This window comes from Armatimonadia bacterium (assembly GCA_039679385.1).
In the GTDB taxonomy this organism is placed as follows: domain Bacteria; phylum Armatimonadota; class Zipacnadia; order Zipacnadales; family JABUFB01; genus JAJFTQ01.
Genome location: JBDKVB010000036.1, coordinates 1 through 23,053, shown reverse-complemented (window position 1 = coordinate 23,053; position 23,053 = coordinate 1). Strand labels below are relative to the sequence as shown.

Here is a 23,053-nt window from a genome sequence, read left to right as displayed (position 1 = left end):
GTGAGTGAGGAGCAAGCTGTGGAGGCTGCACAGCCAGCGCTTCGGGACCGGAACGCCGAACCCGCGCAAAGTGAGACCGCCGTGGGGAAGGCCGAGGAGCTGCGCGACGCCATCGCAAGCTATCTCGCCGAGGCCGATAGCGACCACGCTCTGGCCATGCTCACGGGGTTGGTAGTGGTGTCGTCTGTGGCCCTTGTCGCAGCCGAGCGCCACAGTCCCAGCGGGATCCAGACCCTCGGTGACGCGCTGTGGAATGCCCTCGCGACGGTGGCGTCCGTAGGCGAGAGTGGCTGCCCACCGGTCACCCCGGCGGGAAAGCTCATCGGCTCTGTTCTGATCCTGCTGGGGAACCCCCTCTACGACCAGGCGAAGCAGGAGATCGGCCGGCTGCTCTTCACGGCCGCAGGTCGGCCACCAGCTCCCGCGTCGGACGACCTGCAGCGGCAGCTTCTGCAGCGCCTCGACCAACTGCTCGCACACCTGGACACACTCACACAGCAGAACCAGACGGCCCTGTCGCCCCAGTCCGAAGGCGCCGCTCAGCCTCAGCAGCACGGCGCTTGAGGAAGGCGAAAGCCTGCCTCGCAAAGGCATCGCCATCGGGACACTGGTTCTGGAACAGCCCGCGCCGATAGCCGTGGTCACCTATCGAGGTGTTGTAGGTCTCGAGCATGATCCTGGCCTCCGGCTGCACCTCCACCAAGGCATCAAAGACCTCGTCCCAGGGTACGAGTCCGCCTCCCGGCACACCGCGATCGTTCTCGCAAGCGTGGACGCCCCACAGTCGGTCACCGACGCAGCGGATCCCTGCCGCGTAGTCGCGCACCTCGGTCACCATGTGGTAGGTGTCCAGGATGATGCCAAGATTCGCGTGGTCTGCCAGATTGACGAGCTGAAGGGCCTGCATGGGCGTGTTCACGACGTGCGTGCGGAACCGGCTCATGGGCTCAAGGAGCAGGCGCACACCGAGGCTCCGGGCGAGCTCGGCGAGCTCATGCAGCCCGGCGGCAGTTCGCGGGTACTCGTCGGCCGGGGGACGACGACGCTGCACCGTACCGGGACGGCCGTAGAGGGCCCCGCAGTAGGCGACCGCTCCCATCTGTGCCGCCCGCTGGATCATCTCAGCGTGCCAAGACAGTGCCCGTGCACGTTCGTCGGGGTCATCGGAGGACAGGTCGCAGGCCGGCGGCCACTGGCCTCCCGGCCCGACCGTCAGCTCCAGCCCTACCTCTTCCCTACGCCGCCTGACGGCCTCCTCGCTGCACTCCACGTCCTCGCCCAAGGGGATCTCAAAGAGCTCCGCACCGAGTTCGCGAGCGTGGTCCAGCAGCCCCAGCGCCTCGTCGGACCAGTGATCGGTCCACAGGTACGCATGCGCGCCGTACCGAAACCGGCTTGCCATTGCGTTTCGCTCCGTTGCGTCGTCTCGTCAGGCATGGTCCCAAAAAGGAGCACGCCGGGAGCTCGACACCCGGCGTCGCAGCAGGCTCACGTCCTGACTCCTTTTGCCCCGCCGCTCTATCTCTCTGCGCCTGATTGGTAGGCGCCGACGTCTGGCCTGCTGCCTGCCGGGACCGGGTTGCCCCAGAAGTCCCGTCCGCCGTTGTCGGGAATCACCCGACCGGCACCCACGCAGGGCGAGCCTTCCTTGAGCTTGTAGCCATCCAGCGAGGCGAAGCTGTCGGCCCCAGTTCCCGCTGCCCGCAGGAGTGGATCAGCGAGGATCGCGCGAGCATCCTCAGGCCGCTGCGCTATCTCACCATAGAAGGCATTCCCCTCGAACACCGTGCCGGTCATGCCGCCCAGATCGAAGCTCGCCTTGCCTTCCACGAGGAAGAGGTTGTTGGCGAACAGCGTGTTGTCGCTGAAGGACCCGCCCCAGTTGCCGGGGCGCAGGATCGGGATGTCGAGGGTCTTCCCGAGATAGATAGTGTTGTTATAGATCTTGGTGTCTTTGCAGGGCCCCGTGATGTGGAAGGTCCGGCAGCCGTCGTTCTGGCTGAGGTTGTAGCGGATGAGGGTGCCGATGTTGCCGATGCTGTAGGGCATCACCGATCCGCCGTTGTTGCACACCAGCATGAACCCGCCCTCATTGTCGTGGCTGTAGTTGTACTGGAGGACGGTGTTCTGGCAGTTCCAGTCTGAGTCGTAGCCCTGGCCGTCAACGGTACCCTTCATCCCGCTGACCTCGTTGAACTGGATCACCGTGTTGTCGCAGCTCCAGGGCCAGATTCCGGCGGCGGCATCCCGGCATCGCTGTCGGCCGCCGTGCAGGGCGTTGTGCTCGACGAGTGCGCCATCGCAGGCAATCGGCACGATGCCGTCGCCACCGATGTCCTCGAGCAGGTTGCCGCGAATCACCACGCGGGTGCTCGGGAACCAGTCCCGACGCGCCCAGGAACCGTTCATTGTGATGCCGTTGCGGTCGGTCCGCTGGAGATGGCAGCCTTCAATGAGCAGGTCGTCAAAGCGCGACTTTGCCGTTGCCCCGGAGGCGGCGCAGTGGATCCCGGAGCCTCCGCCCTGGGACTTCACGAGGCTCCCGTTCACATCGTGAACGTCGAGTCCGCGCAGGTGAATATGCTCAGCGACGCCGAAGTCCTGCAGCTTCACCAGCACGCCGGTGCGTCCTGGTTGTCGGCGGGTTCCTGTGTTCGTGATGTCGAGGTTGCTGACTTCCCAGTGCTGCACATTGAGAAGCAGCAGCGTTGTCAGCGTCTTGCCCTGTCCGTTGATCCGCGGCTTGGGGCCATCACCGTATCGTTCGAGTCGGATCGGCGCTCCCTCTTGCCCACTGCCTCCGGGCGCAAGATATCCGGACCACTCAGACCCCGCTCTCAGCAGGATCCGGTCGCCGGGGCTGAACTCGCCGGCGTTCACACGGTCCAGGCTCTTCCAGGCGGTCTGCTCGGATCGGCCGTCCGCCGCATCGTTTCCGGCCTGGGAGTCAACATAGTAGGCGCAGTTGCCGGTCGACTTCCAGGTCCGCTCGGGTGCCGGGAGCTTGTCGCCCTCGGGCCGCTGTTGCGGGTCTGTCCTGATCACAAGGTTGTCGATGGCCAGGGCGCCGCGCCACTGGATGCCCAAAATGAGAGCAAAGTCAGGGGTGCTGCTCGCCGGGAGCGTGGCGTCGATGTGTCCCTTCTCGCCCGGCTCCCCTCGCCAGTCAACCCAACCTACATTCCCGGTTCCGCCCGGCTGGCGGAAGAGGAGGTAGAACGTCGCCCGGGGCTCGCGTGCCAGCACGCGGTAATCGAAGGAGACGAGGTATCCCTCCCTGGGCCTGAACAGACCAGCCCGTGAGCGGAGGTACTCGTTCCACTGCGCCTCCGAGGTTCGTGAGTCGCCCTTGAGAGAGCGGTTACCGGCGACCACTTCGGCTGGGTCGGTGGTCACCAGCACCTTCGATGCCATCTCGGGCGAGGCGATCGTCTCCGGGCCTTCACGCTCGAAGTCCGCGCTGAGGACGGTCTCGCCCTGATCCTGGCCCAGGGCAAGCGCAAGGCAGCCTGCCACCAGCGCCACTACGAGCATCCCCGTGATCACGAGTCGGGTCATGCCTCTTCCTCCACTTGTCTGTTTCTCGTCGAGAAGGCTAGTTACTTCGGCTTCGGCGTCCCCATCATGATCTGCCCGGTCCCGGGCAAGAGTGTGCGGACGCGGTACAGCTTGTCGCCCCTGGTTGCAAGGATCTCCACCCGTCCATTGGGCAGGAAGGTGGGGCCACCGGCAATCACAGCGTCGTAGTCGGCCGTTCGCTTGCCATCGAGTACGAGCGCCCACTTGGTCCCCACGCGTACCACGGCTGCCCACTGCAGTCCGTCCGGGCTGAACACAGGACTCAGCGGCGCGACACCGGCGAAGCCGGTGCTCGGCTTGCCGTCGACCACAATCACCCAGGCTGTGTCCTTGTTCGCGGCATAGGCGAATCTCTTGCCTGACGAGGCCACGGCGCCCAGGCCCTTGTAGGGTCCCTGCTCTTTGCCGTCTACGACCGCGTACCAGGCGCCCTTCTTCTGTGCGCCGTATAGAACCGCGCTGCTATCCTGACTGAAGACCGGGGTATCGCGCAGGATCGCCGTGTAGGCAGGTCCTTCCTGGCCGTCCACCACGACCATCCAGTCGGTACCCTTCTGCACCACGTAAGCGAGACGCTTGCCGTCCGGGCTGAACTGCGGCCAGCCTGCCGCGATGGCGTCATAGGGGTTGCCCTCCTGGCCATCGCAGACCACGAGGTACTTCTCGCCGGTGAAGGCCACGTAGGCGAAGCGGCTTGCGTCAGGGCTGAAACGCCGCTCACCGATCCACTTGTACTCCGGACCGGCCTTGCCATCGACAAGGACCACGCGGCGGTCTGCCTGAGTCGTTACCACGGCCACATGCAGACCATCCGGCGTCGCCAGGAAGGACTCGACCTTGGCCGGCATCGTCCCCGCAAGCTGTTCTTCAACCTTCATCTGCTGCCCCAGCGCGGGGAAGCACAGGGCAAAGGCCCCAAGAAGTGCTGCACTCATCCGTACGCGAGCGATCATCGGTCTGAACTCCCTCATGAGTAAGGGTGGACGCTGAATGGCGACCTACCCATGATCCCATCTCCACCGAGTAGTCTGTTCCCCGCTTCATGCAACGAATCCTTGTGGGCCCCTGAGCCGGAAGGCCTCCCGTTGCCGGACAGCGAATTGCCTGATTGCTCATCGAAGGCCCTCACTCTGTTAGCCCAAGTCCCAGGAGGTGTTCCGCTATGCGTCTCCTCTTCTGCGGATTCGCTGCGCTGACCCTGTTGCTCACCTCGCTTGCCGATGCACAGGAAGCCGCAACACCCGCGACGCAGCCGCAAGAGACCGCCATTGCTGCACCCCAGCTGGAGGGTGTGCGACTGGTCCTTCCCGCCGACCTGTGGGTAGTTCCCGGACGAGAGCTGAACCTGTACTTCGACAACCTTGTGCTGGCGCGCGACCTGCGCAGCCTGGTGTTCGACGTAGACTGCACCAAGGGCAGACAGGACGAGGAGCGTTGGCGTTTCACGCCGGCTGAGACCGACGTCGGCGACTACGAGCTGGTGCTCCGGGTGCTCGACGCCCAGATGCAGCCTCTCACAGAAGGCAAGAGCGCCCTGCATGTTGTGCCCGCTTCAGCAGGCGCAGGGACGTCCTTCACCTTGCTGTGCGTGGGCGACAGTCTCACGAACGCCTCCATCTACCCGCAGGAGCTCTGGGCGCTCTTCGGGATGGAGGGTGAGGCGAAGCTGAAGCTGATCGGCACGCATCACCCGATTGCCGCCATGCCCCCGGAGGTGGTTCATGAGGGCTACGGCGGATGGGCCTGGCAGACCTTCTGCACCCGCTGGACCGAGGGCACCGACCCGAAGGCCAAGAGCCCCTTCCTGACGCTGGTCGACGGCAAGCCGACCCTGGACTTCGCCAAGTACTGCCAGACCAACAGCGAAGGCAAGGCCCCGGACTTCATCACCGTGCTTCTGGGCTGCAACGACACTTTCGGAGCGCAGGAGGCGACGATCGAGACGACCATCGACACGATGTTCGGCTATGCCGACACGCTTCTCGCCGAGTTCCGGCGGGTTGGTCCACAGACCCGCATCGGCCTGCTACTGCTTCCGCCACCCGCGGCGACCCAGGATGCCTTCGGCACCAACTACAACTGCGGCCAGACGCGGTGGCAGTACCGCCGCAACCAGCACCGTGTGGTGGAGCGCATGATCGCCAAGTTCGGAGGACGCGAGGCAGAGGGCATCTGGCTGCTTCCGGCACACGTGAACCTGGACACGGTGAACAACTATCCGACGGTGACCGGGCCCGCGAACGCACGCTCCCAGGTACAGGTTGCGCGGCTGAACAACGGCGTCCATCCCTCGGCCGACGGCTACCGGCAGATCGCGGACACGATCTACTGCTGGCTCAAGGCGCAACTCGCCGCCAAGCCCGCAGCGCCGCAGTAGCGTTACGCTCTCTCGTACGAAAGCGCCCTGGCCATCTCCTCGCGGCCAGGGCGCTCTGCTTTGCGTATCGAGGCTATCACACGTCCTAGAGCAGACTGCGGAAGCCCGCGATCTTGTGGAAGGTCATGCGGTTTGCATCGTGGTAGTTGTGGGCGCCGTTGTAGGCTGTGCGCGACATGTAGATGATGTCATCGCCATCGAACTGCCAGTCCACGTACTGGAAGGCCGTGAACCGCAGCGACTGTTCCCAGGGGATGTCCTGATCGTCCTCGAGCAGCGTCTGCACATGCCGCCAGTGCAGCAGATCGTCGGAGGCGTACAGCGACAGCACATTTCGCTGGGCGGCCCACGTCGGATCGGTGTTGTTGTTGCTGAGCGAGAGGTAGAGCCCGGTCTGCGGATCGCGGCGGATCTCGAACTTCGTCATCCCGCCGGGGAAGTGGATGAACCCCGTCTCCGGGTCGAAGGTGACCCGACGCCCTTCGTCATGGACTTTGACGACCGCCGCCACGTCGACAGCCGGCGTCGAGTTCACCCGCAGGAGGTTCCATAGCTCACCGTTGGGGGCTTCCACAACGTTGCCCTCAAGCCAACCCGGCGCCGGAGCCTGCCAGGAGGCCGGGGCCCACGCAGGATCGAAGCCCAGCTTGTTGCTCATCCGCCAGTTCCCCGCCTCGAGCAGGTCTGCGTCCTCGTCGACGGAGATGACCAGCGAGTGGAACCCCTGGGGCCAGCGGGCTCCCCAGCAGTCCTCAAAGCCACGGTAGATCCGGCCGCCCGAGCACAGCATAGGCACCGGCGAGGTGTGGTAGTTCGGGTCGCTGCGGTACGGGCCCCCGGCGAAGAGCAGGCCGGTGTGGCTGTCTCGCGGATGCGTCCAGCTATCACCGCGGTCGTCGCTGCGCCTGATCACCAGCGAACCGTACTCCTGTGAGACGCTTAGCAGGTAGATCGCGCCACGGTGCTCGAAGAGACTCCCCCAGAAGCACCCCATGATGTGGTTGACTTCGGTCCAGCTCTTGCCGTCGTCCTCCGAGCGGTAGACGCTGGCCAGTCCCCACTCGTGCTCCATCGTTCTGGGTGCGCCGGCTCCGAAGTAGTCGTGGGTGGCCACGAGCGCTCCGTCCGCCAGCCGTAGGATACTGGGGCTGCCAAGGTACGCCTTCGTTGCTGCATCCTGGAACTTGATCTCGTTGAATTCCACTTGCGATGCTCCTTCATGTCGGGGAAAACTGGCGAAGCCTACCGGAGGCTGCCATGCTTGGACAACGCCTGGGGCGCCAGCTCAGACGCCCAACTCCCGGGCTCTCAGGACCTCCTCAGCAAGGAGTACGTCAGTGAGATGGTCCACGTCGAAGGCCATCTCGGCGTAGGGACTGACGTAACTGCGACACACAAGGCCAAGTCCCCTGCTCAGCCGGTTCTCGACATCGGCTACTCCAACCAGCCCACTCGCCCGCGGGCACTTGAGCACGAGCGCGACCTTGAGCAGGAAGCACAGACCGAAGACCGGGCGAAGCACCCGTACCACATTGCCCAGTTCTCGGTTGTCGAAGACGCCCTTGATGAAGCCCCGCAGCTTCTGGGCCGCGGCCGGCTTGATGACCAGGAAGGAGGTCCCCGTGAACCGTCCGTCGCGCAGGCCCAGGGTCACCCAGTTGGGCATCCGCCGTCCCCGGTCGTCAGGCGGCGGCGCAGGACGGTCGGCGAACCGGGTCAACACGGTGTCAGCCGCCACCAGCACATAGCCGAGATCGACCTCGGGGCCAAAGGCGGCCAGCGCATCGTCGATCATCTCGGCCGTCACCAGCGGCGTGTCGGAGGTCATCATCACCACCCGGTCAGCCTCCGGGAAGGCGTCGACCCCCAGGAACAGGTTCTCGCTACGTCCCTCTGACTCCGGCAGAATCAGGTCGGCGGCATGGCAGTCAGGATGGCCCTGCAGGCTCTCCGGTCCGACGACCGCTACCCGATCAACTCCCTGTGCCGCCTTGAGAGCGTCCACCAGGTAGCTGACCATTATGCGGCCGCAGAGCGGGATCAGGCTCTTGCAGGGAACTCCCACTGCCTCACGGAAGCTCGCTTCTCGATCCGGGATCGTCCCTCCGGCAAGAACCACGGCGTCGGTCATGCCGCCACCTTCCAGATTGTCCCCCGGGGTTCTCAGCGGCCCCGCACAGCAGTATACTTTCCCCTCAGTCTGTGGCGAAGGAAGTGACCTGCGATTTCCCGTTTTGCCCCCGTGATTCTGTTGGTGTTCTCCAACCTCTTCATGACCTACGCCTGGTACGGCCACCTGCGTGACTTCAAGAGCAAGCCGATGCTGGCCGTCATCCTCCTGAGCTGGGGCGTCGCCTTCCTGGAGTACTGCCTCCAGGTGCCGGCGAACCGGATCGGCTTCCGCTACTTCTCGCTGTGCCAGCTCAAGGTGCTGCAGGAAGTCATCACCATGTGTGTCTTCGCCGGCTTCTCAGTGGTCTACATGAAGCAGACGCTACGCACTGACTTCCTCTGGGCCGGGCTGTGCCTGATCGCCGCGGCGTACTTCATGTTCCGCCATACCGGCAGCACGGGGTAGGGCGAGGGCAAGTCGCCCAAGCGCTCACCGAGTGCCCTGGGGTCGGCCGACGAACCAGTAGATGACCGCCCCCAGGCCGTGCAGGAACACGATCACGAGTACCCACACCACACGGTTCATCGGGTCCTCGAAACGCCGCGTGAGGCAATCGACCAGCGCCAGTATCCAGAAGACGGTAACCGCAAGTCCGATCAGACCGACGAACAGCCACACGAACAGCATGATCCCCACACCGACGAATTCCATGCTCTGTCCTCCTGAGCCGGCAAGTCCGGCGGGCAGTCACGGTCTCCGGCGCAGCACTTACGCCTAGCCCCACAGCTTGCGGTCGAGGCTCCGGTACTGGACGGCCTCGGCCAAGTGTGGCACCTGAATTCCCTCGGCGCCTTCCAGGTCGGCAATGGTTCGTGCAAGCTTGATGATCCGGTCATGGGCCCGGGCCGAGAGCCCGAACTGGTCGATGGCTGCGCGCAGCAGCGACCTGCAGTCCTCCGGTAGCGGGCAGAAGTCTTCCACCGCCTTGCTGGACATGTCGGCGTTGTGTCGGAAGGGCGTTCCGGCCAGCCGTTCGCACTGCCGCCGGCGTGCCTCGACCACTCGCTTCTGGATGGCCGCCGAAGGCTCTCCCGGCTGCCGGACCATCAGCTCGTCGGGCGTCAGCCGGGGTACCTCCATATGGATGTCGATGCGGTCGAGGAGCGGTCCGCTGAGCCGCTTCTGGTACTTCCCGACAGCCGACGGCGCACAAGTGCAGGGCTTCATCGGGTCGCCGAAGAACCCGCACGGGCAGGGGTTCATGGCCGCGACAAGCTGGAAGTTCGCCGGGAAGGTCAGAGCCATCTGGGCCCTCGCGATGGTCACTTCCCCATCCTCCAGCGGCTGCCGCAAGACCTCCAGCGCCGCCGAGGTAAACTCCGGCAGCTCATCGAGAAAGAGCACACCGTTGTGTGCCAGACTGATCTCACCAGGCTGCGGAATCGACCCGCCACCAACCAGACCGGCGGTGCTCACGGTATGGTGCGGGTGCCGGTACGGTCGCTCGTGCAGCAGCGCCGTCTTCTTGGGCAGCAGTCCGGCGATCGAGTACAGCTTGGTCACTTCGAGCGCTTCCGGCAGGGCCATCGGCGGCAGAATGCTGGGAACCCGTCGGGCCAGCATCGTCTTGCCCGATCCCGGGGGCCCAATCATCAGCACATTGTGGCCACCGGCGGCTGCAATCTCCAGGGCCCGCTTCACGTGCTCCTGACCGCGCACGTCGGCGAAGTCCATCGCATAGGGCGCCGTGGCAGGCTCCAGTTCCTCCGGCGTCACCTCCACCGGGTCAGCCATGAAGCCCTGCTCCACCAAGGACACGCAATCGTACAGGTTGTCGGCCGTGTAGACCTCGAAGTCCTCGACAACAGCGGCCTCTTTGCCATTGTCGGGCGGGACCACCAGGCAGTGGCTCCCCCATTTGCGCGCCCCGAGAGACACTGGAAGCGCACCACTCACGGGACGCAGGAGCCCGTCCAGAGACAGCTCGCCGATCATGACGACCTTGTCGAGGTCGTCGGCGCTCACCTGTCCACTGGCCACCAGGATACCAAAGGCGATGGGAAGGTCGAAGGCTGGTCCGGCCTTCTTCACGTCGGCCGGGGCGAGGTTCACCACGATCTGATCGGTCGGGAACTCGAACCCCGAGTTGTTGATCGCCGCCTGCACCCGCTCGCGACTCTCACGGACTGCCGGGTCGGGCAGACCGACAATGTCGAACTTGCGCATTCCACGCGTGATGTCAACTTCCACTTCGACAGGATACGCCTCAATACCGAGTATGGCAGAGGAGTGAACTCTGGCAAGCATGAACTCATATTCCCCCCGGGTAAGAATGGTGGAGGTTTCCCTACACAAGCTCCAATACCTGCCTGCCGAGTGACGCGACCTCCTTCTCGCCCCCGGTCACTTCCAAAAGCACACAGCCTTTCGTATACTAGCCCATGTCCGGCGGTCTGTGAGATGCCGGGCGCCCGCCGCAGCAAACCCAGATCACCACAAAGTGAGGCGCTATCGCCCATGACCCCTGCAGACCTTCCCTCCGGGCCGGGCCGACCGACCCGACTGCCCGATCCCACTTTTGTCTTCGGCTCCCAGTACCTGCGCGGCATGACTCCCGCCCGCTCCGACTGGGCGCGGGACATGGCCACCATGCACGAGGCCGGCTTCAACACGATCCGCGCCTGGCTGGTCTGGGGAGTGATTGAGCCCCGGCAGGGCGAGATCGACTTCGACTACCTCGACGAGTTCCTGGAGACCGCCCTCCGCAACGAGTTGCGAGTGGGCTTCCTGCTCCACCTCTACGGCTGCCCCGAGTGGGCGATCCGCGAGTACCCGCAGTACTGGTATGTGGACATGCGCGGCCTGCCCTTCGAGTCCTCGCAGCGTGCCAACACGCCGTCCGGTGGCTGGCCAGGGCTCTGTCCCGACCATGCGGAAGTCCAGCAGCTCGAAGCCTCCTTCATCGAGGGCGTCGCAGCCCACGTGGCCGATCATCCCGCCCTGGCTTTCTGGGAGCCCATCAACGAACCCCACATGTGGGTCGACCTGGCCCAGAACCCTCCAGGGCCCTTCTGCTACTGCCCAGCCACTCGCGCTGCCTTCCAGGACTGGCTCGCGAAGCGCTACGGTTCGCTCGATGCCCTGGAGCAGGCCTGGGGACGCCGCGTGTCCGGCTGGGATGACGTGCGTCCACCCACCTGGGTCTTCGGTTACGCCGACTGGGTCGACTGGCGGACCTTCACCGCCGAGAACATCGCAGCGCTTGTCGATCGCCGTGCCCGGCTGATCCGCCCCCATTCCTCGGCTCCCGTGATCGCCCATTCCTGGGGCGGCGGCTGCGTGACTTGCCCGCAACTGGGCGCCATGGCCTTCGATGACTGGAAGAACGCAGCGCCCGTGGACAAGTGGGGCTACAGCGCCTTCCCTTCCTCCCCGGGACAGACCATGAACGTCGGTCTCGGGACCGACGCCACCCGCAATGCAGCACAGGGCAAGGAGTTCTGGCAGTCCGAGCTGGGCGCCGGAGACTATGGGAGCGGCCTGGATCGTGGTGGGCGGATTCGGCCCGAGGTCGAGGCCATGTTCTGCTGGGAGTCGATCCGCCACGGTGCTAAGGGCCTGCTGTTCTGGCAGTTCCGCAAGGAGGCGCACGGATCGGAGATCGGCGCCTTCGGCCTCACCGACTACGCCGGCAACTCGACCGAGCTCCTGGAGGCAGTATCTGTTGTCGGCCGGGTCCTCAACTCACACGGTGACCTGTTCCCGCTGGCTCAGACCGCGCCGGCACCCGTGGCTCTGCTCTTCAGCTACCGCACCTTCATGACCGACTGGGCCAACCATCGGAACTGCCAGCTCAGCGTCGACTCACTCAGCGGCTACTACCGGGCTTTCTGGGATGCCAACCTCCCTGTGGACGTGATCCATGAGGAGTACGTCGACGCGGACCTGCTGGCTCGGTACAAGGTGATCATCCTTCCGAACCCGGCGGCCCTGGCGCAGGAGGTAAGGAAGCCGCTTATGGACTACGTGCGACAGGGCGGAACCTTGCTGTCCGATCCGTATCTGTGCGCCTTCAACCACGACCTGTCTCTGGCTCGCGAGGTGCCTGGTGACGGTTTCGACGAGGTCTTCGGGTGCCACGAGATCGACGTGACCTCCGCTCGCAAGCAGGCCGTCGAGATCCGCAGTGGCGAGTGCTCCTCCGAGGTCACAGGCAGCCACTTCCGCGAGTGGTTCGAGCCCTGTGAGGGTGCACAGGTCCTCGGGACCTACGCCGATGGGACTGCGGCCCTGGTGGCGAACCGCTACGGTGACGGACGGGCAGTGATCTCGGGGCTCAACCTGGGTCTGGCCTACTCCACGCGGCAGGGCGTCGGGGACGATTTCACCCGTCAGGGCACGGGGACCGTTGCCAACCAGGCGGGTGAGATTGTACTGGCCATCGCCGGTGAGGCAGGGGTCGAGTCCACGCTGCTCACGCCGGCGGACATCCGTGCGAGCCTGCTTTCCACAGCGGATGGCCGCCACGTGCTGATCGCCATCAACACAGCAGATGCGGAGCGAAGCGGCGAGATCAAGTGCCTCGGGGCCAGCTTCAGTGAGGCCCAGGACCTGATCGCCGGAGGGACGCTGAAGGGTGCAAAGGGAGGCGCTCTGCCGCTGCACTTCGGCCCCTACGAGAGCCGGGTTCTGCTGCTGCGTTAGGGCGGGGTACTGGGGAGACACACCGGCGTTGGCGAGACGGTGCATGGATGTAACAAGAGGGGCTTGACATGGCGGGCCGCTTTGGCGACAATACTTGAGCGTTTGTTCGATTATATCAAGATTCACTCTGTACTCGCTCTCGGTCTGATCAAGTTAATGTTACGCGAGGCCGAGTAAACTCTGCAGCCCGTCGCCAGAAAGGAGCCGCCTTCTGATGCGCCGCCATCTGACGTGGATCGTTGCAGGGCTGTTGATCAGCTTCGTCTGTGTCGTAGCTAGTGCCGAGACCGTGGAGTCCTGGAAAGAGAAGGGGAAGGTCATGCTGTATGTCGGTGCCAATCATGTCAGGCGCGACGGCGTCGTTGACGAGGACCAGCGCGCCATCCACTCCTTCCGGTTGACGCTCCCCAAAGGCGCACCCTCCGCTGCCGGCGATCAGGAGACCATGGCACCGTGGACGGCCACTATCGCAGGCCCAACGGTGACGTGGGTGGCACCTCAGGACGGCTATGGCGACATCTTGTGGGACTCGGGACGCTATGGCCTGTGGTTCAAGGCCGGTGGCGTAAAGACCGCCACCTGGGCCACCTATGATGAGGACGGCCAGCTAATCGCCGAGGGCGCCATCGACTTCCGCCTCGGTTACTAGGCCTCACCGAGGGCCGCGAAGACTGTTGAGATGATACGAAGGGGCCGGACGGTCACGCGAACCGTCCGGCCCCTATTCGTTACAGTCCTCGGTTCCCTTTCCCCTACATCACAAGCCCCGGGCCGAGCGGCGCCTGAGCCACCGTAAGGTACGGATTGAAGATGATGTCCTCCTGCTCGCGGGCGAAGCCCCACAGGCGGGTCAGCAGGTCTCGTCGCGCTGCCTCCAACTCGGGCGAGAGCGGCGGCCAGGGCACTCCCTCCGGCCCCACAAGGCCCTGAGTGTGCGTTGAAGCGGGTCTGGCGCCGAGGTCCGGGAAGACCAGGTTGCGCATCATCTCCGGATCCTGCTGCAGGTCATACATCTCATCGAAGTCGAAGCCATTGTACACGTAGCGCCAGTTCTTGGTGGTCACGGTCCGCTGCGAGTAGTACAGCTCCACCCCGTTGAACTGGGTGAACCAGGCATCGCGCCAGTCTGCCGGTCGCTCCCCACGCAGGAAGGGTACGAAGCTCTGGCCGGAGTGCTCGGACCGTGCCTGGGCTCCCGCCAGTTCGAGGAAGGTCGGCCGGAAGTCGGTCATCGAGATAAACTCGTCGACCCGACTTCCCGGCTCCGCTATTCGCCCTGGCCAGCGCACCATCAGCGGCACATGGTAGGCCTCTGAGAAGGCAGGGACGCCCTTCGCCCACAGCCCGTGAGCGCCACAGTAGTCTCCGTGGTCGGACATATACAGGACGACCGTGTTGTCCGCCTGCCCCGTGGCCTCCAGGGACTGCAGGACCTCGCCGAAGAGCATGTCCTCCATCGTGCAGTAGCCCCAGTAGTGGGCGATGGCCTCGCGAATCTCGTCGTCACTTAGCTGGGCCCAGTGCTGGTACCGCATCCGCTGGTAGATGCGCGGCTTATCCAGGAGGTCGTCGCGGAAACTCGGCGGGAGCTCAACCTGCGCCGGATCGTACATCCTCGCGAAGTACTCGGGGATCACGTAGCAGTCATGGGGGCCGTTCACACCCAGGTACAGGCACCAGGGATCTTCGCCGCCGGCCAAGCCCTTCAGCGCCTCCAGACCGCGTGCGACAATGCGGGTATCCCCGTGACCGGCATAGCGGTCATCACCCTTCGGCGCCATCTCACCATACAGCCGCACGTTTCCCCAGCCGGGCCGCAGCACACAGCCCCGCTGACGTGCTTCCGGAGCTGCAAGCTGTTGCCTGGCGCCCTGCCACATCTGGGGCTGCAGACGCGCGTCCGGTTTGCCCTTGGGGAAGGGCCCGTTCAGGCTCTCCCAGCCACGGTCTTCAGGGCCCTCCTCGCGCGACACATGCCACTTCCCCGAGTAGGCCATCTTGTAACCCGCGTCGCGCAACTCCTCACCCCACAGCGTCAGCCCCGGGTTCAGTCCCCCGTGGATGGCCGTCGTGGTCTCGACGTTGTTGAACACACCGTGCTTGCTGGGATAGAGCCCCGTCATCAGGCTTGCCCGCGACGGACAGCAGTGAGCCGTCGGGCAGTGCAGTTGCGTGAAGGTCACGCTCTCCTGCGCAAAACGATCCAGATGCGGGGTCTTGCAGGGGTGCTCCGGGAGCACCGTCGCCCCGTTCTGCTGGTCAGTCATGAAGATCAGGATGTTCGGGCGTTTCTCGGGCATGAGCGTCCTCCTGGAATCGGTGCGACCGGCAGGCATCTCGGCGGCTTCCGTGGCCACCGCAAGAGATGCCCCTACCAGACCCTTCACAAAGCCTCGGCGGTCCATCGGCCTCGTCCCCACTCCGGCGCCTGGAAAGCTGCGTCTCTGGGTCGTCAGAACTGCCGCAAGAGGTCCAGTGCCTTGCGGTCGAGGGTATGACCGTGCCAGTCCTCATAGGCCACGTCTTCACGCTTCGAATCAAGTATCCCGAAGGAACCACGGAAGTTCCACAGCGCATAGCCGATGCCGTAGCCCTGGAGCACTTCCATCACTTCGCGCAGCCAGCCCAGGTACACCTCGTGCGGCGTGTAGCTGTACGCGCCTCCCTCGCCGCAGTGCACACCGACGCCCTTCTGCGCAAGCTCGGCCCAGCGTCCGTAGTGGTGCTCAAGGCGGTGACGGTCCCACACCTCACCACCGGGCAACTGCAGCGGCCAGGTCGGCTCTGCCCACCCCTCGCTGTTCACCCAACTCGCCCGGTAGTGGCTGATCTGCATGGGCACATAGGCCCGGCAGCTCTGCGCGACACCCAGGTCGGCCAGCTCAGGGCACGGATCGTTGCCCCAGGACAGGCCATCGAGAAGGACCAGTCGCTCGGCGTCAATCGCCCGGATCCTCGCGACAGTAGCCCGCATCACCCGCTCGTGGTCCTCGCGCGACATCCTGTCGGAGGGGGAGGCCGGCTCGTTGACCAGGTTGAAGCTGAGCTTGTCTGAGCCGATCCCCTTGTAGCGTTGCGCGAAGTGCTCCCAGTGGAAGCAGAAAGCCTGCAGGGCCTCCTCGTCCTTCCACAGGTTGAAGGGCTCTTCGCGCTCGCGGTTCACTGAGTAGCCAGGCCCACGGTGGAAGTTGAGGTTCACATGGAGGTGGTACTTTTGCCCAAGCTCGACGGCCCGGTCGACCCTCGCCAGCCCGGCCTCGCTGAGCTTGTAGACGTCGTCGCCCTCGATCCACAGCAGGTAGCACATCGGCAGCCGCACGAAGTCGAAGCCCCAGTCGGCAATCCAGCGGAAGTCGTCTTCCTCCCACTCGCCGGTGCTCTTCGAGGTGAACATCTCCAGAAGATTGAAGCCGCGCCATCGCGGCAGGACCGTCTGTGCAGGCATCTTCATCTTCCCCTTCCACTTGGTGACTGTAGAATCAGCCGCAGCTCATGACCCTCTGCGGGAACGGTTCCCTCAGACCGTCACGGCTTCGGGCTCCTCCTCTGGCGCTTCCTCTTCCTCCTCGACGTACCGGCTCTCCCAGGTCAGCCCCTCCAGCGACTTCTCGGGCGGCAGAGGCATCAGCAGGCTCGCGAGCCAGCCGACGCCCATTGTCACGAAGCACCCAATCAGCGCATACCACAGGAAGGAGACCTTCGTGCAGAAGCAGACCGGGGTCAGCACCGCCACCCCGGCGGCCCATCCAACGATCGCACCCTTTGCGCTGGCACGTTTCGAGAGCATTCCCAGCAGGAACAGCCCCAGGAGCGGGCCACCGACTAGCCCGATGGCCTTGTTGCTGGCTTCAAGCAGCGTTCCCAGTTTCTCCACCACGAAGGCCAGGACCAGCACCACGGCGCCGTAGAACAACGTGAACCACTTGGCCAGCCTCAGCAGCGTGCCGGGCTCAGCCTTCGGGCGCCACAGACGCTGGTAGAAGTCGACCAGCGTCGCCGTGGTGAGTGCGTTGATCCCGGCCGAGATAGTGGACATACTCGCCGCGTAGATGGCCGCCACCAGTATGCCGGGCATCCCAACGGGCATCTCATTGACGACGAAGTACGGCAGGATGCTGTCGGCCTTGGCGATCTTCCCGGCGGCGACCGGGTCTCCGTGGATCTGGTAGAAGGCGAACAACACCACGCCGGTCAGGTAGAAGGTCCAGGCCGTCGGTAAGGTCAGCGCCAGCTTGATCCACAGTGACTTCTGGGCCTCGCGCAGGCTGGTGGCGGTCATGTAGCGTTGGACGGACACCTGGTCGGTAGCCATCTGCACCAGGTTCATGAAGGCGCCACCGATCAGCAGTCCCCACAGGGTCACGCGCACCTGGGGGTCGAGGCTGAGGTCGAGCACGAACTTACCACCGGCCTTGCCAATCTCATACACGCCGCCAAGGCCGCCCGGCACCTTTGAGGTGGCAACGAAGAAGATGGCGATCTGTCCCCCGAAGAGCACCACGAATTGCATCACGTCAGTCCAGATGACGGCCTTCATCCCGCCCAGGGTTGTGTAGAAGGTGGTCAGGACAGCCGTCACCACAAGGGTGAACCAGAGCGGCATCCCTGTGACCTGCTCCAAGGCCAGCGCCGGAGCGTAGGTCGCCAACGCCAGCCAGAGCAGCACGCGGATGATGAAGAGCGCCGAGGACAGGGTCCGCACGCCGACTGAGAAGCGCTCCTCCAGGTACTGGTAGGCCGTGTAGAACCGGACGCGGTAGAAGAAGGGGAGGAAGATCAGGTTGGTGACGGGAGTCGCGAAGAAGAAGCTCAGCCCCACCAGCATGAAGGACAGGTCGTGGGCATAGACCTCACTCGGCGCTCCGAGGTAAGAGATGCCCGAGAACAACGCCGCCAGTACCGAGATTGCCACCACAACCGGCCCCATACTGCGCCCGGCAAGGAAGTAGTCCTTGATCGAGCGTTGCTCCTTCACAAACAGCAACCCGACGAGCACGGAGGCAACCAGGTAGATCACGAAGATGCCGTAGTCGAGGACCGAGAAGTGGGTCATCGCGATAGCTCCCGCGAACTGGGTTGGCGTCAGCGTAAGGGTTGAAGAGCCCCGGTCCGCAATCCCCACACCCGACAGGACCGGTGTCCGGGTCGGTCCTCGCCTCCAGCCACCACGATCCGATCGTCCCACCTCACCGCAGTCGTCGTCACCAGACCGGCAGGCCAGTCACCTGCCCGCGACCACTTGCCGGTCTGCACGTCAAGGCTCAGGGCATCTCGGCTGAAGCCCGGGTGTCGCTCCCGCAGCTCGTTCACCCGAGGCGCCAGTGATCCGTCATCGCCGCCGAGCACGAGGATATTGTCTTGCCCCCAGGCCGTGGCAGGCGCAGCAACTACCGGACGGGGCACCGCCGGAAGAGCTTCCCATCCCCTCCCCGGACGGTACCGGTAAGCATCTGTCAGATAGCGCCGGGTTGGCTTTCCGTCAGGGCCCGCGAGGAGCTCGGCTCCGCTGATTACGTACAGTGCCCCGGCCTGAGCGCAGACTATCGGCAGGATTCGTCCCGGCCCCGGGCAGGGCTCGAGGACTTGCCATCCACGCTCAGGGCTGCGCAGATCCAAAGCCCAGAGCGACTGCAACGCCTGGGTGTCGGTTGGCGTCCTCTGACCACCGCAGACGTAGAGGACGCTGCCGATTCTGGCTGCCCCCATCATCGCGCACTCCTGGGGCAGTGACGGTAAGGCGACACTCTGCAGGACTGGTCCCCGATACGCCAGCCGGAACACCTCGGCGTAGTTGCGCGTCGCATCGCCGCCGCCGATGCAGATCAGGTCGTCGCCATCGCATACCGTGGCCCCGTAAGCCAGAGGGTGCGGCAATCGGCCCGCTGTTCGCCACCGGCCCTGCGGTCCATCCAGGACCCTGATGCGGTCCACCCAGGTCTTGCGGCCGCCCTCAAAGAGCGACACCGGGAAGTATGCGCCGCCGATCACCGTCAGACGTCCGCCCACGGTTCCCGCGAAGTGGCCGGAGATCGGCTGGGGCAAGTCCGGCAGACGCTCCCACTGGAGCAACCCGACCTCCTGCCCCTGACACCAACCCACCACGGTCAGCAACAGCAAGCTCACGAAGACACAGGCCCGTGGCATCCGCCGTCATCCCTTGCGCGATGGTAGTCACTGCGACCGCCTGCTACTCTGCTGGTTCCGAGCCACTACTCGTTGTATGCCCGGATCTCGAACAGCCGGGCCGCCTTGTCACCGTTCGTCGCTCGCACCGTCAGTCGCAAGCGGTCGGTGCTGATCGGCTCGAAGCGGTGGAGGCGCCGCCGCTGGAAGTTACCCTTGACGCCGGCCACCGTCACCCACTGCGCGCCATTCCAGTAGGATAGGTCGTAGTCACGCACACACTGCGGGACCGTCGGGACCGAGTGGTAAGGCGCATTCAGATCGGTGTCGAAGGTCAGGTAGACCGAGTTCAGGGTCGTCTGCTTCGGGAACTGCAGCTCGATCCACTGCGGCATGGCCTGACCCGGGTCCGACGCCCAGGCGTTCATGTTGCGGTCCACGATTCGCGCCACTCCGTTGATCACGTACTCCGGTCGGTACGCATCGGGCAGTGCGAGACGAATCGCGGGGTCGGTGTAGAAGGCGTAGAACTGGCTCTTCACCACCGTCCAGGGCCCGCCGCCATAGCCCCGACAGGACCCGAAAGGTGCCTTCTCCATCAACCGCCAGGACAGGCCGGGCGTCTCGGGAAGCCACACGTACAGATAGGGCGAGTTGCTCTGCGCGTTGACCTTGAACTCGACCCAGCTCTGCCGCCCGGCAGGAACGGAGGCAGTGGCGGCTGCAATGTCCTTCGTCGAGGAGAAGTCGCCGCCGTCGGCCGCTTCTCGGAGGTGTAGCGTCACCGTCGTCGGCTTGTCCAGCGCCGAGGACAGCAGCACGAACACCGAGTTCAGTTGCGTGCTCTGCCCACGCGGGAACATCACTGCGCGAGGCATGTTGAGCTCATGCATCTCCGCCGGCAGGACCAGCTTCGAGCCGAACTCCTCATAGTCAGCCACACTGGATGCCGTCGCCCTGGCGGTCCGTGCCAGGTCGAGAGAGTCCTCGTTCTTGAGGTCCGGAATGTACTGATCGTCCTTCAGCAAGGTCTGCTGCAGTTCGCTCATGTGCTGTTCGTAGATCCCCCTGGGCGTGGTGTTGTACTGCTTGGCCATCCCGGCCGCCGTTCCCGCAGCCTGACCGAGCGCCGCGAGGGTTCCCTGAACGCGGACCGTCCCCAGGGCGAGGTGAGTCACGCTCACGTGGCGTCCAGCCATGAGCAGGTTGTCGATGTTCTTGGAGTACAAGATGCGGTAGGGAATTGAGTAGACAGGCAGCGGCGTGTCACACCAGAAGGCGCTGGCACGACCTGAGTAGATCCCCTCGGGGTGATGGACGTCCAGCGGCCAGCCACCATGGGCAATGCGGTCGGGGAAGCTCCGGGCGCTCTGCACATCGTTCTGGGTGAGGAGGTAGTCGCCCACGAGACGCCGAGTCTCGCGGCGTGCGTCCATGTAGGGCACCCAGGTCATGGCGTAGTTGATGGCCTTATCCCGCTCCGGCCAGGTGTTCTTGATGTAGTCCCAGTAGCCGTAGCTGATGCGGATCAGCTCGTCGCGGGCCTTCTCAGCGTCCCACAGGTCGTTGATGTCGCCACGGTGCTCAAGCCACCACTGCCCACCGGTGAAGCCTCGGGGCGAGCGGCAGAACTCCTCCGGCGAGGGGAACTTGGGCGCCCAGGCAGGCGGAGTGTAGGGAGCCGGCTTGCCGGTGTCTTCTGCCCGGTAGGAGATGGCAAACTGCCCCATGATACAGCCGCTCATGGTGATCTCGTCGGGCTGATCCGGCGCGAGGCCTTCGTTGAACTCGCTCTTGGCCTCGCGTCCGTAGCGGTACTCGGCACCGGCGTAGTAGCCGACCCAGCCGTCACCGGTGCAGTCGATGAAGTACTTGCCCCGGTAGACCGTCATTGCGCCGGTGAGAGTGTCGACCGCCTTGACGGAGGCGATGACCTGCTTGCTCGCCATCTCGGCGGCAACCACGCGCTTGTTGTAGGTCACCGTCAGGTTTGGCTCCTTCGCCATGACCTCGGCGAAGGGTTCGCTGGTCTTGCGGTAGCCGTAGAAGGCCTGGACGCGGCCGACCTCTTCCATCACTCCACCCTCGCGAGCGTTCGGATGGCTGCTCCCGGCGCCATTGACGCCGACGCCGAGCTCAAGGCTGGAGTTGCCGCCCAGGACGGGACGGTCCTGGACCAGCACCGTCTTCGCCCCATGTCGGGCGGCCGAGATAGCTGCACAGCAACCGGCCGTGCCCGCCCCGACGACCACCACATCGTAGTCGACCAGTTGCGTCGGCTCAAGCGACAGCCCCGTCAGTCGGCTGCGCTCCTTGGCAATCGCCTCGACCTCAGAGGGAGGCGTGTAGTTCAGGTCGCGCGTCAGGATCAACGCATCGCAACGACCGTAGTAGCCGGTCAGGTCGATCAGTGCCAGTTCGGTCTCGCCCTGCGGGAGCTGCCAGTCGCCGCCGGACTCCCAGATCCAGTCCTCCGTCGGTGCGGTGCCGAAGACCTTTGCCGACGGCTTGCCGTTCACCATCACCCGGAACTGGCCGGGGTAGTAGTCCTTCAGCCAGTTCTTGGCGCGTACCCAGAGCCGGTAAGTCCCGGCCTGCGGGATCTGAATCCTGGCCGTTGCATTGTCGACCGGCTTGCCGACGCCGGTGGAGATCAGGTACGCCGAGCCCATGAGATGCACGAACTGCGTGTCGATCATCCAGCCGCCGTAGTCGGCGAAGTCCTCGGCATCGATCCACAGGAACCCGTCCTGCACCATGGTCACCTCCCTGGGTGGCTTGCGGAACGGCGCGGGCGCTTTGCCAATCACTTCCGGCTCGAAGACAAGATCCTTCTGGGTCTCGAGAGAGGCGAGCCCCCGCCGATAGGAGGCAGTCACTTCCTCCGGCGTCAGCGCACGGTTGTAGAGGCGCACCTCATCCACGGTCCCCTTCAGCGAGTGCTGTCCCGGGCTCGACCCCACGAAGGCTCCGGCGGTGCTCATCTCCAGCGGTTTGTCCGTCGGCCGTTCCAGCGCGTCATCCTGCTGGCCGTCCACATAGGTGCGCATGGTCGTGCCGTCGTAGGTCGCCGCGAGATGGTACCAGCGGCCTGTTACCCAGTCCGTCTTCTTGCCGCCGATCGAGATCGGATTGCCGTCGAACCACAGCACCATCCCGATCCGGCTCTGGCTGAACCGAAGTGCGTAGGCCCCATCCCTGCGCACCACAGAGGGGAAGCCGGAGAAGTCGAGGCCGTCGAGATTCACCCACGCCTCGATGGTCAGTCCGGTCGCAGCGTCGATGCTGCCGGCGCTCATGCAGCGTGCCTGCGCGGTCTTGCCGTCGAACTTCAGGCCGGTGCTGCTCACACCCTTGACCTTCTGCGCCAGGCCGATGATCAGGTTGGCCTCGTTCCCGGAGAGGTCCGGGGTGATCTGGCCCGTCACCGTGTCCAGCGGCCAGTAGGCCACCAACCCCGGAGCCTCAGCGGCGACGGCGGCGCTGAGGCCTCCGACCGTCAGCAGGGCAACCATCACTGCCAGTATCCGGAACAACTGTCCTCCATGCCCCATTTTGGTCCCTCCAGTCAGTTCCTGGTCCGCACTGTCCGCAGTTGGTGCCGGGACTGCTCGCGCTGCATCGTGAGGCAAGGCGTCAGTGCGGCCAGAGGCGTGTCAGTGGACGTTCCATCTGCAGCATCCGACGGATCGGCTCAGCTCGCATCTCAGAGAGGGGCGCCGCGTCCGGAGCAGCACCCACACTGCTGGTTTCCTCGCTGTACAGGCTGATTCCTTGCGGTGTGGGGCTGGAAGCAGAAACCGCCCGAGGCCGAGACGAATCAGACGACTCTGCGTGGCAAGAAGCGGTGAAGGATGGCACCTTGCGGTGCGGTGTCCGGGAGCAGGCAGACACAGAACGGCCGGTGGTGAGCCTTCGCTCTTGCCACCGGCCGTATCGCTACTATCTGCAGACTGGGCGGCTACCCTAGGGTTGCCCGCCGCCCCTCCTACTGAGTACAAGGCGCTGTGACCGACGTGTTGGGATTCCCCATCGGCACCACTTTGAGCGGGTCGGGAGTTGCCCAGCAACTGTGGTTGACGGCGATCCGGTACTGGCCGACCGGTATGTTTATTGCGAAATTGCCGCTCGCATCGGTGTCGGTGTGGTAGAGACCG

Annotated in this window: 17 protein-coding genes; 5 read left to right on the top strand and 12 right to left on the bottom strand. The window is 64.7% G+C overall.

All coding sequences use genetic code 11. The features are described from left to right. Window positions 1-564: a hypothetical protein gene (locus tag ABFE16_03550; GenBank protein ID MEN6344351.1), complete on the top strand. Its 564-nt coding sequence runs from the start codon at window positions 1-3 to the stop codon at window positions 562-564. Here the strand turns inward: ABFE16_03550 and ABFE16_03545 are convergent. The 3 genes from ABFE16_03545 to ABFE16_03535 form a co-directional block, all read right to left on the bottom strand. Then, the gene (locus tag ABFE16_03545; protein ID MEN6344350.1) at window positions 491-1,402 is read right to left on the bottom strand and encodes a sugar phosphate isomerase/epimerase family protein; all 912 of its coding nucleotides are present in this window, start codon (window positions 1,400-1,402) and stop codon (window positions 491-493) included. The genes ABFE16_03550 and ABFE16_03545 overlap by 74 nt on opposite strands. Before the next feature lie 116 nt (window positions 1,403-1,518). After that, window positions 1,519-3,558, bottom strand: a complete 2,040-nt coding sequence (locus tag ABFE16_03540) for a right-handed parallel beta-helix repeat-containing protein (GenBank protein MEN6344349.1) — start codon at window positions 3,556-3,558, stop codon at window positions 1,519-1,521. A 41-nt stretch (window positions 3,559-3,599) separates the two neighbouring features. Next, entirely contained in the window at window positions 3,600-4,532 is a 933-nt protein-coding gene (locus ABFE16_03535) for a hypothetical protein (protein MEN6344348.1), read from the bottom strand. Between the two features lie 209 nt (window positions 4,533-4,741). Here ABFE16_03535 and ABFE16_03530 point away from each other — a divergent pair, with 209 nt between their 5' ends. Further along, window positions 4,742-5,956 carry a hypothetical protein gene (locus ABFE16_03530; GenBank protein MEN6344347.1) on the top strand — a complete coding sequence of 405 codons (1,215 nt, stop codon included), beginning with the start codon at window positions 4,742-4,744 and terminating at the stop codon, window positions 5,954-5,956. A gap of 85 nt (window positions 5,957-6,041) precedes the next feature. On the opposite strand, the gene ABFE16_03525 is transcribed toward ABFE16_03530, so the two are convergent. Then, complete coding sequence (locus tag ABFE16_03525) at window positions 6,042-7,160, bottom strand: sialidase family protein (protein ID MEN6344346.1); 1,119 nt, start codon at window positions 7,158-7,160, stop codon at window positions 6,042-6,044. Window positions 7,161-7,241: 81 nt separating this feature from the next. Next, on the bottom strand, window positions 7,242-8,087 hold the full coding sequence (locus ABFE16_03520) for an NTP transferase domain-containing protein (GenBank protein MEN6344345.1): 846 nt from the start codon (window positions 8,085-8,087) through the stop codon (window positions 7,242-7,244). A gap of 93 nt (window positions 8,088-8,180) precedes the next feature. Between ABFE16_03520 and ABFE16_03515 the strand changes: the two genes are divergently transcribed. Next, window positions 8,181-8,534: a DMT family protein gene (locus ABFE16_03515; protein MEN6344344.1), complete on the top strand. Its 354-nt coding sequence runs from the start codon at window positions 8,181-8,183 to the stop codon at window positions 8,532-8,534. 24 nt (window positions 8,535-8,558) lie between these two features. Here the strand turns inward: ABFE16_03515 and ABFE16_03510 are convergent, their stop codons facing one another. Continuing rightward, a complete protein-coding gene (locus ABFE16_03510; GenBank protein ID MEN6344343.1) occupies window positions 8,559-8,780 on the bottom strand; it encodes a PLD nuclease N-terminal domain-containing protein in 222 nt (73 codons plus the stop codon). Window positions 8,781-8,843: 63 nt separating this feature from the next. Continuing rightward, window positions 8,844-10,376, bottom strand: a complete 1,533-nt coding sequence (locus ABFE16_03505; GenBank protein MEN6344342.1) for a YifB family Mg chelatase-like AAA ATPase — start codon at window positions 10,374-10,376, stop codon at window positions 8,844-8,846. A 210-nt stretch (window positions 10,377-10,586) separates the two neighbouring features. Between ABFE16_03505 and ABFE16_03500 the strand changes: the two genes are divergently transcribed. Together ABFE16_03500 and ABFE16_03495 are read left to right on the top strand one after the other, a co-directional pair. Continuing rightward, entirely contained in the window at window positions 10,587-12,773 is a 2,187-nt protein-coding gene (locus ABFE16_03500; GenBank protein ID MEN6344341.1) for a beta-galactosidase, read from the top strand. A gap of 214 nt (window positions 12,774-12,987) precedes the next feature. Next, window positions 12,988-13,422 carry a hypothetical protein gene (locus ABFE16_03495; GenBank protein ID MEN6344340.1) on the top strand — a complete coding sequence of 145 codons (435 nt, stop codon included), beginning with the start codon at window positions 12,988-12,990 and terminating at the stop codon, window positions 13,420-13,422. A 103-nt stretch (window positions 13,423-13,525) separates the two neighbouring features. Here ABFE16_03495 and ABFE16_03490 read toward each other — a convergent pair whose 3' ends face one another. The 5 genes from ABFE16_03490 to ABFE16_03470 form a co-directional block, all read right to left on the bottom strand. Then, window positions 13,526-15,073 carry a sulfatase-like hydrolase/transferase gene (locus ABFE16_03490; protein ID MEN6344339.1) on the bottom strand — a complete coding sequence of 516 codons (1,548 nt, stop codon included), beginning with the start codon at window positions 15,071-15,073 and terminating at the stop codon, window positions 13,526-13,528. Between the two features lie 152 nt (window positions 15,074-15,225). Further along, window positions 15,226-16,224: a cellulase family glycosylhydrolase gene (locus tag ABFE16_03485; GenBank protein MEN6344338.1), complete on the bottom strand. Its 999-nt coding sequence runs from the start codon at window positions 16,222-16,224 to the stop codon at window positions 15,226-15,228. A gap of 66 nt (window positions 16,225-16,290) precedes the next feature. After that, window positions 16,291-17,826, bottom strand: coding sequence for a sodium/solute symporter (locus ABFE16_03480; GenBank protein ID MEN6344337.1), 1,536 nt, complete (start codon window positions 17,824-17,826; stop codon window positions 16,291-16,293). Window positions 17,827-17,855: 29 nt separating this feature from the next. Further along, window positions 17,856-18,917: a galactose oxidase gene (locus ABFE16_03475; protein MEN6344336.1), complete on the bottom strand. Its 1,062-nt coding sequence runs from the start codon at window positions 18,915-18,917 to the stop codon at window positions 17,856-17,858. 65 nt (window positions 18,918-18,982) lie between these two features. Continuing rightward, window positions 18,983-22,450, bottom strand: coding sequence for an FAD-dependent oxidoreductase (locus ABFE16_03470; GenBank protein MEN6344335.1), 3,468 nt, complete (start codon window positions 22,448-22,450; stop codon window positions 18,983-18,985). Between the last annotated feature and the right edge of the window lie 603 nt (window positions 22,451-23,053).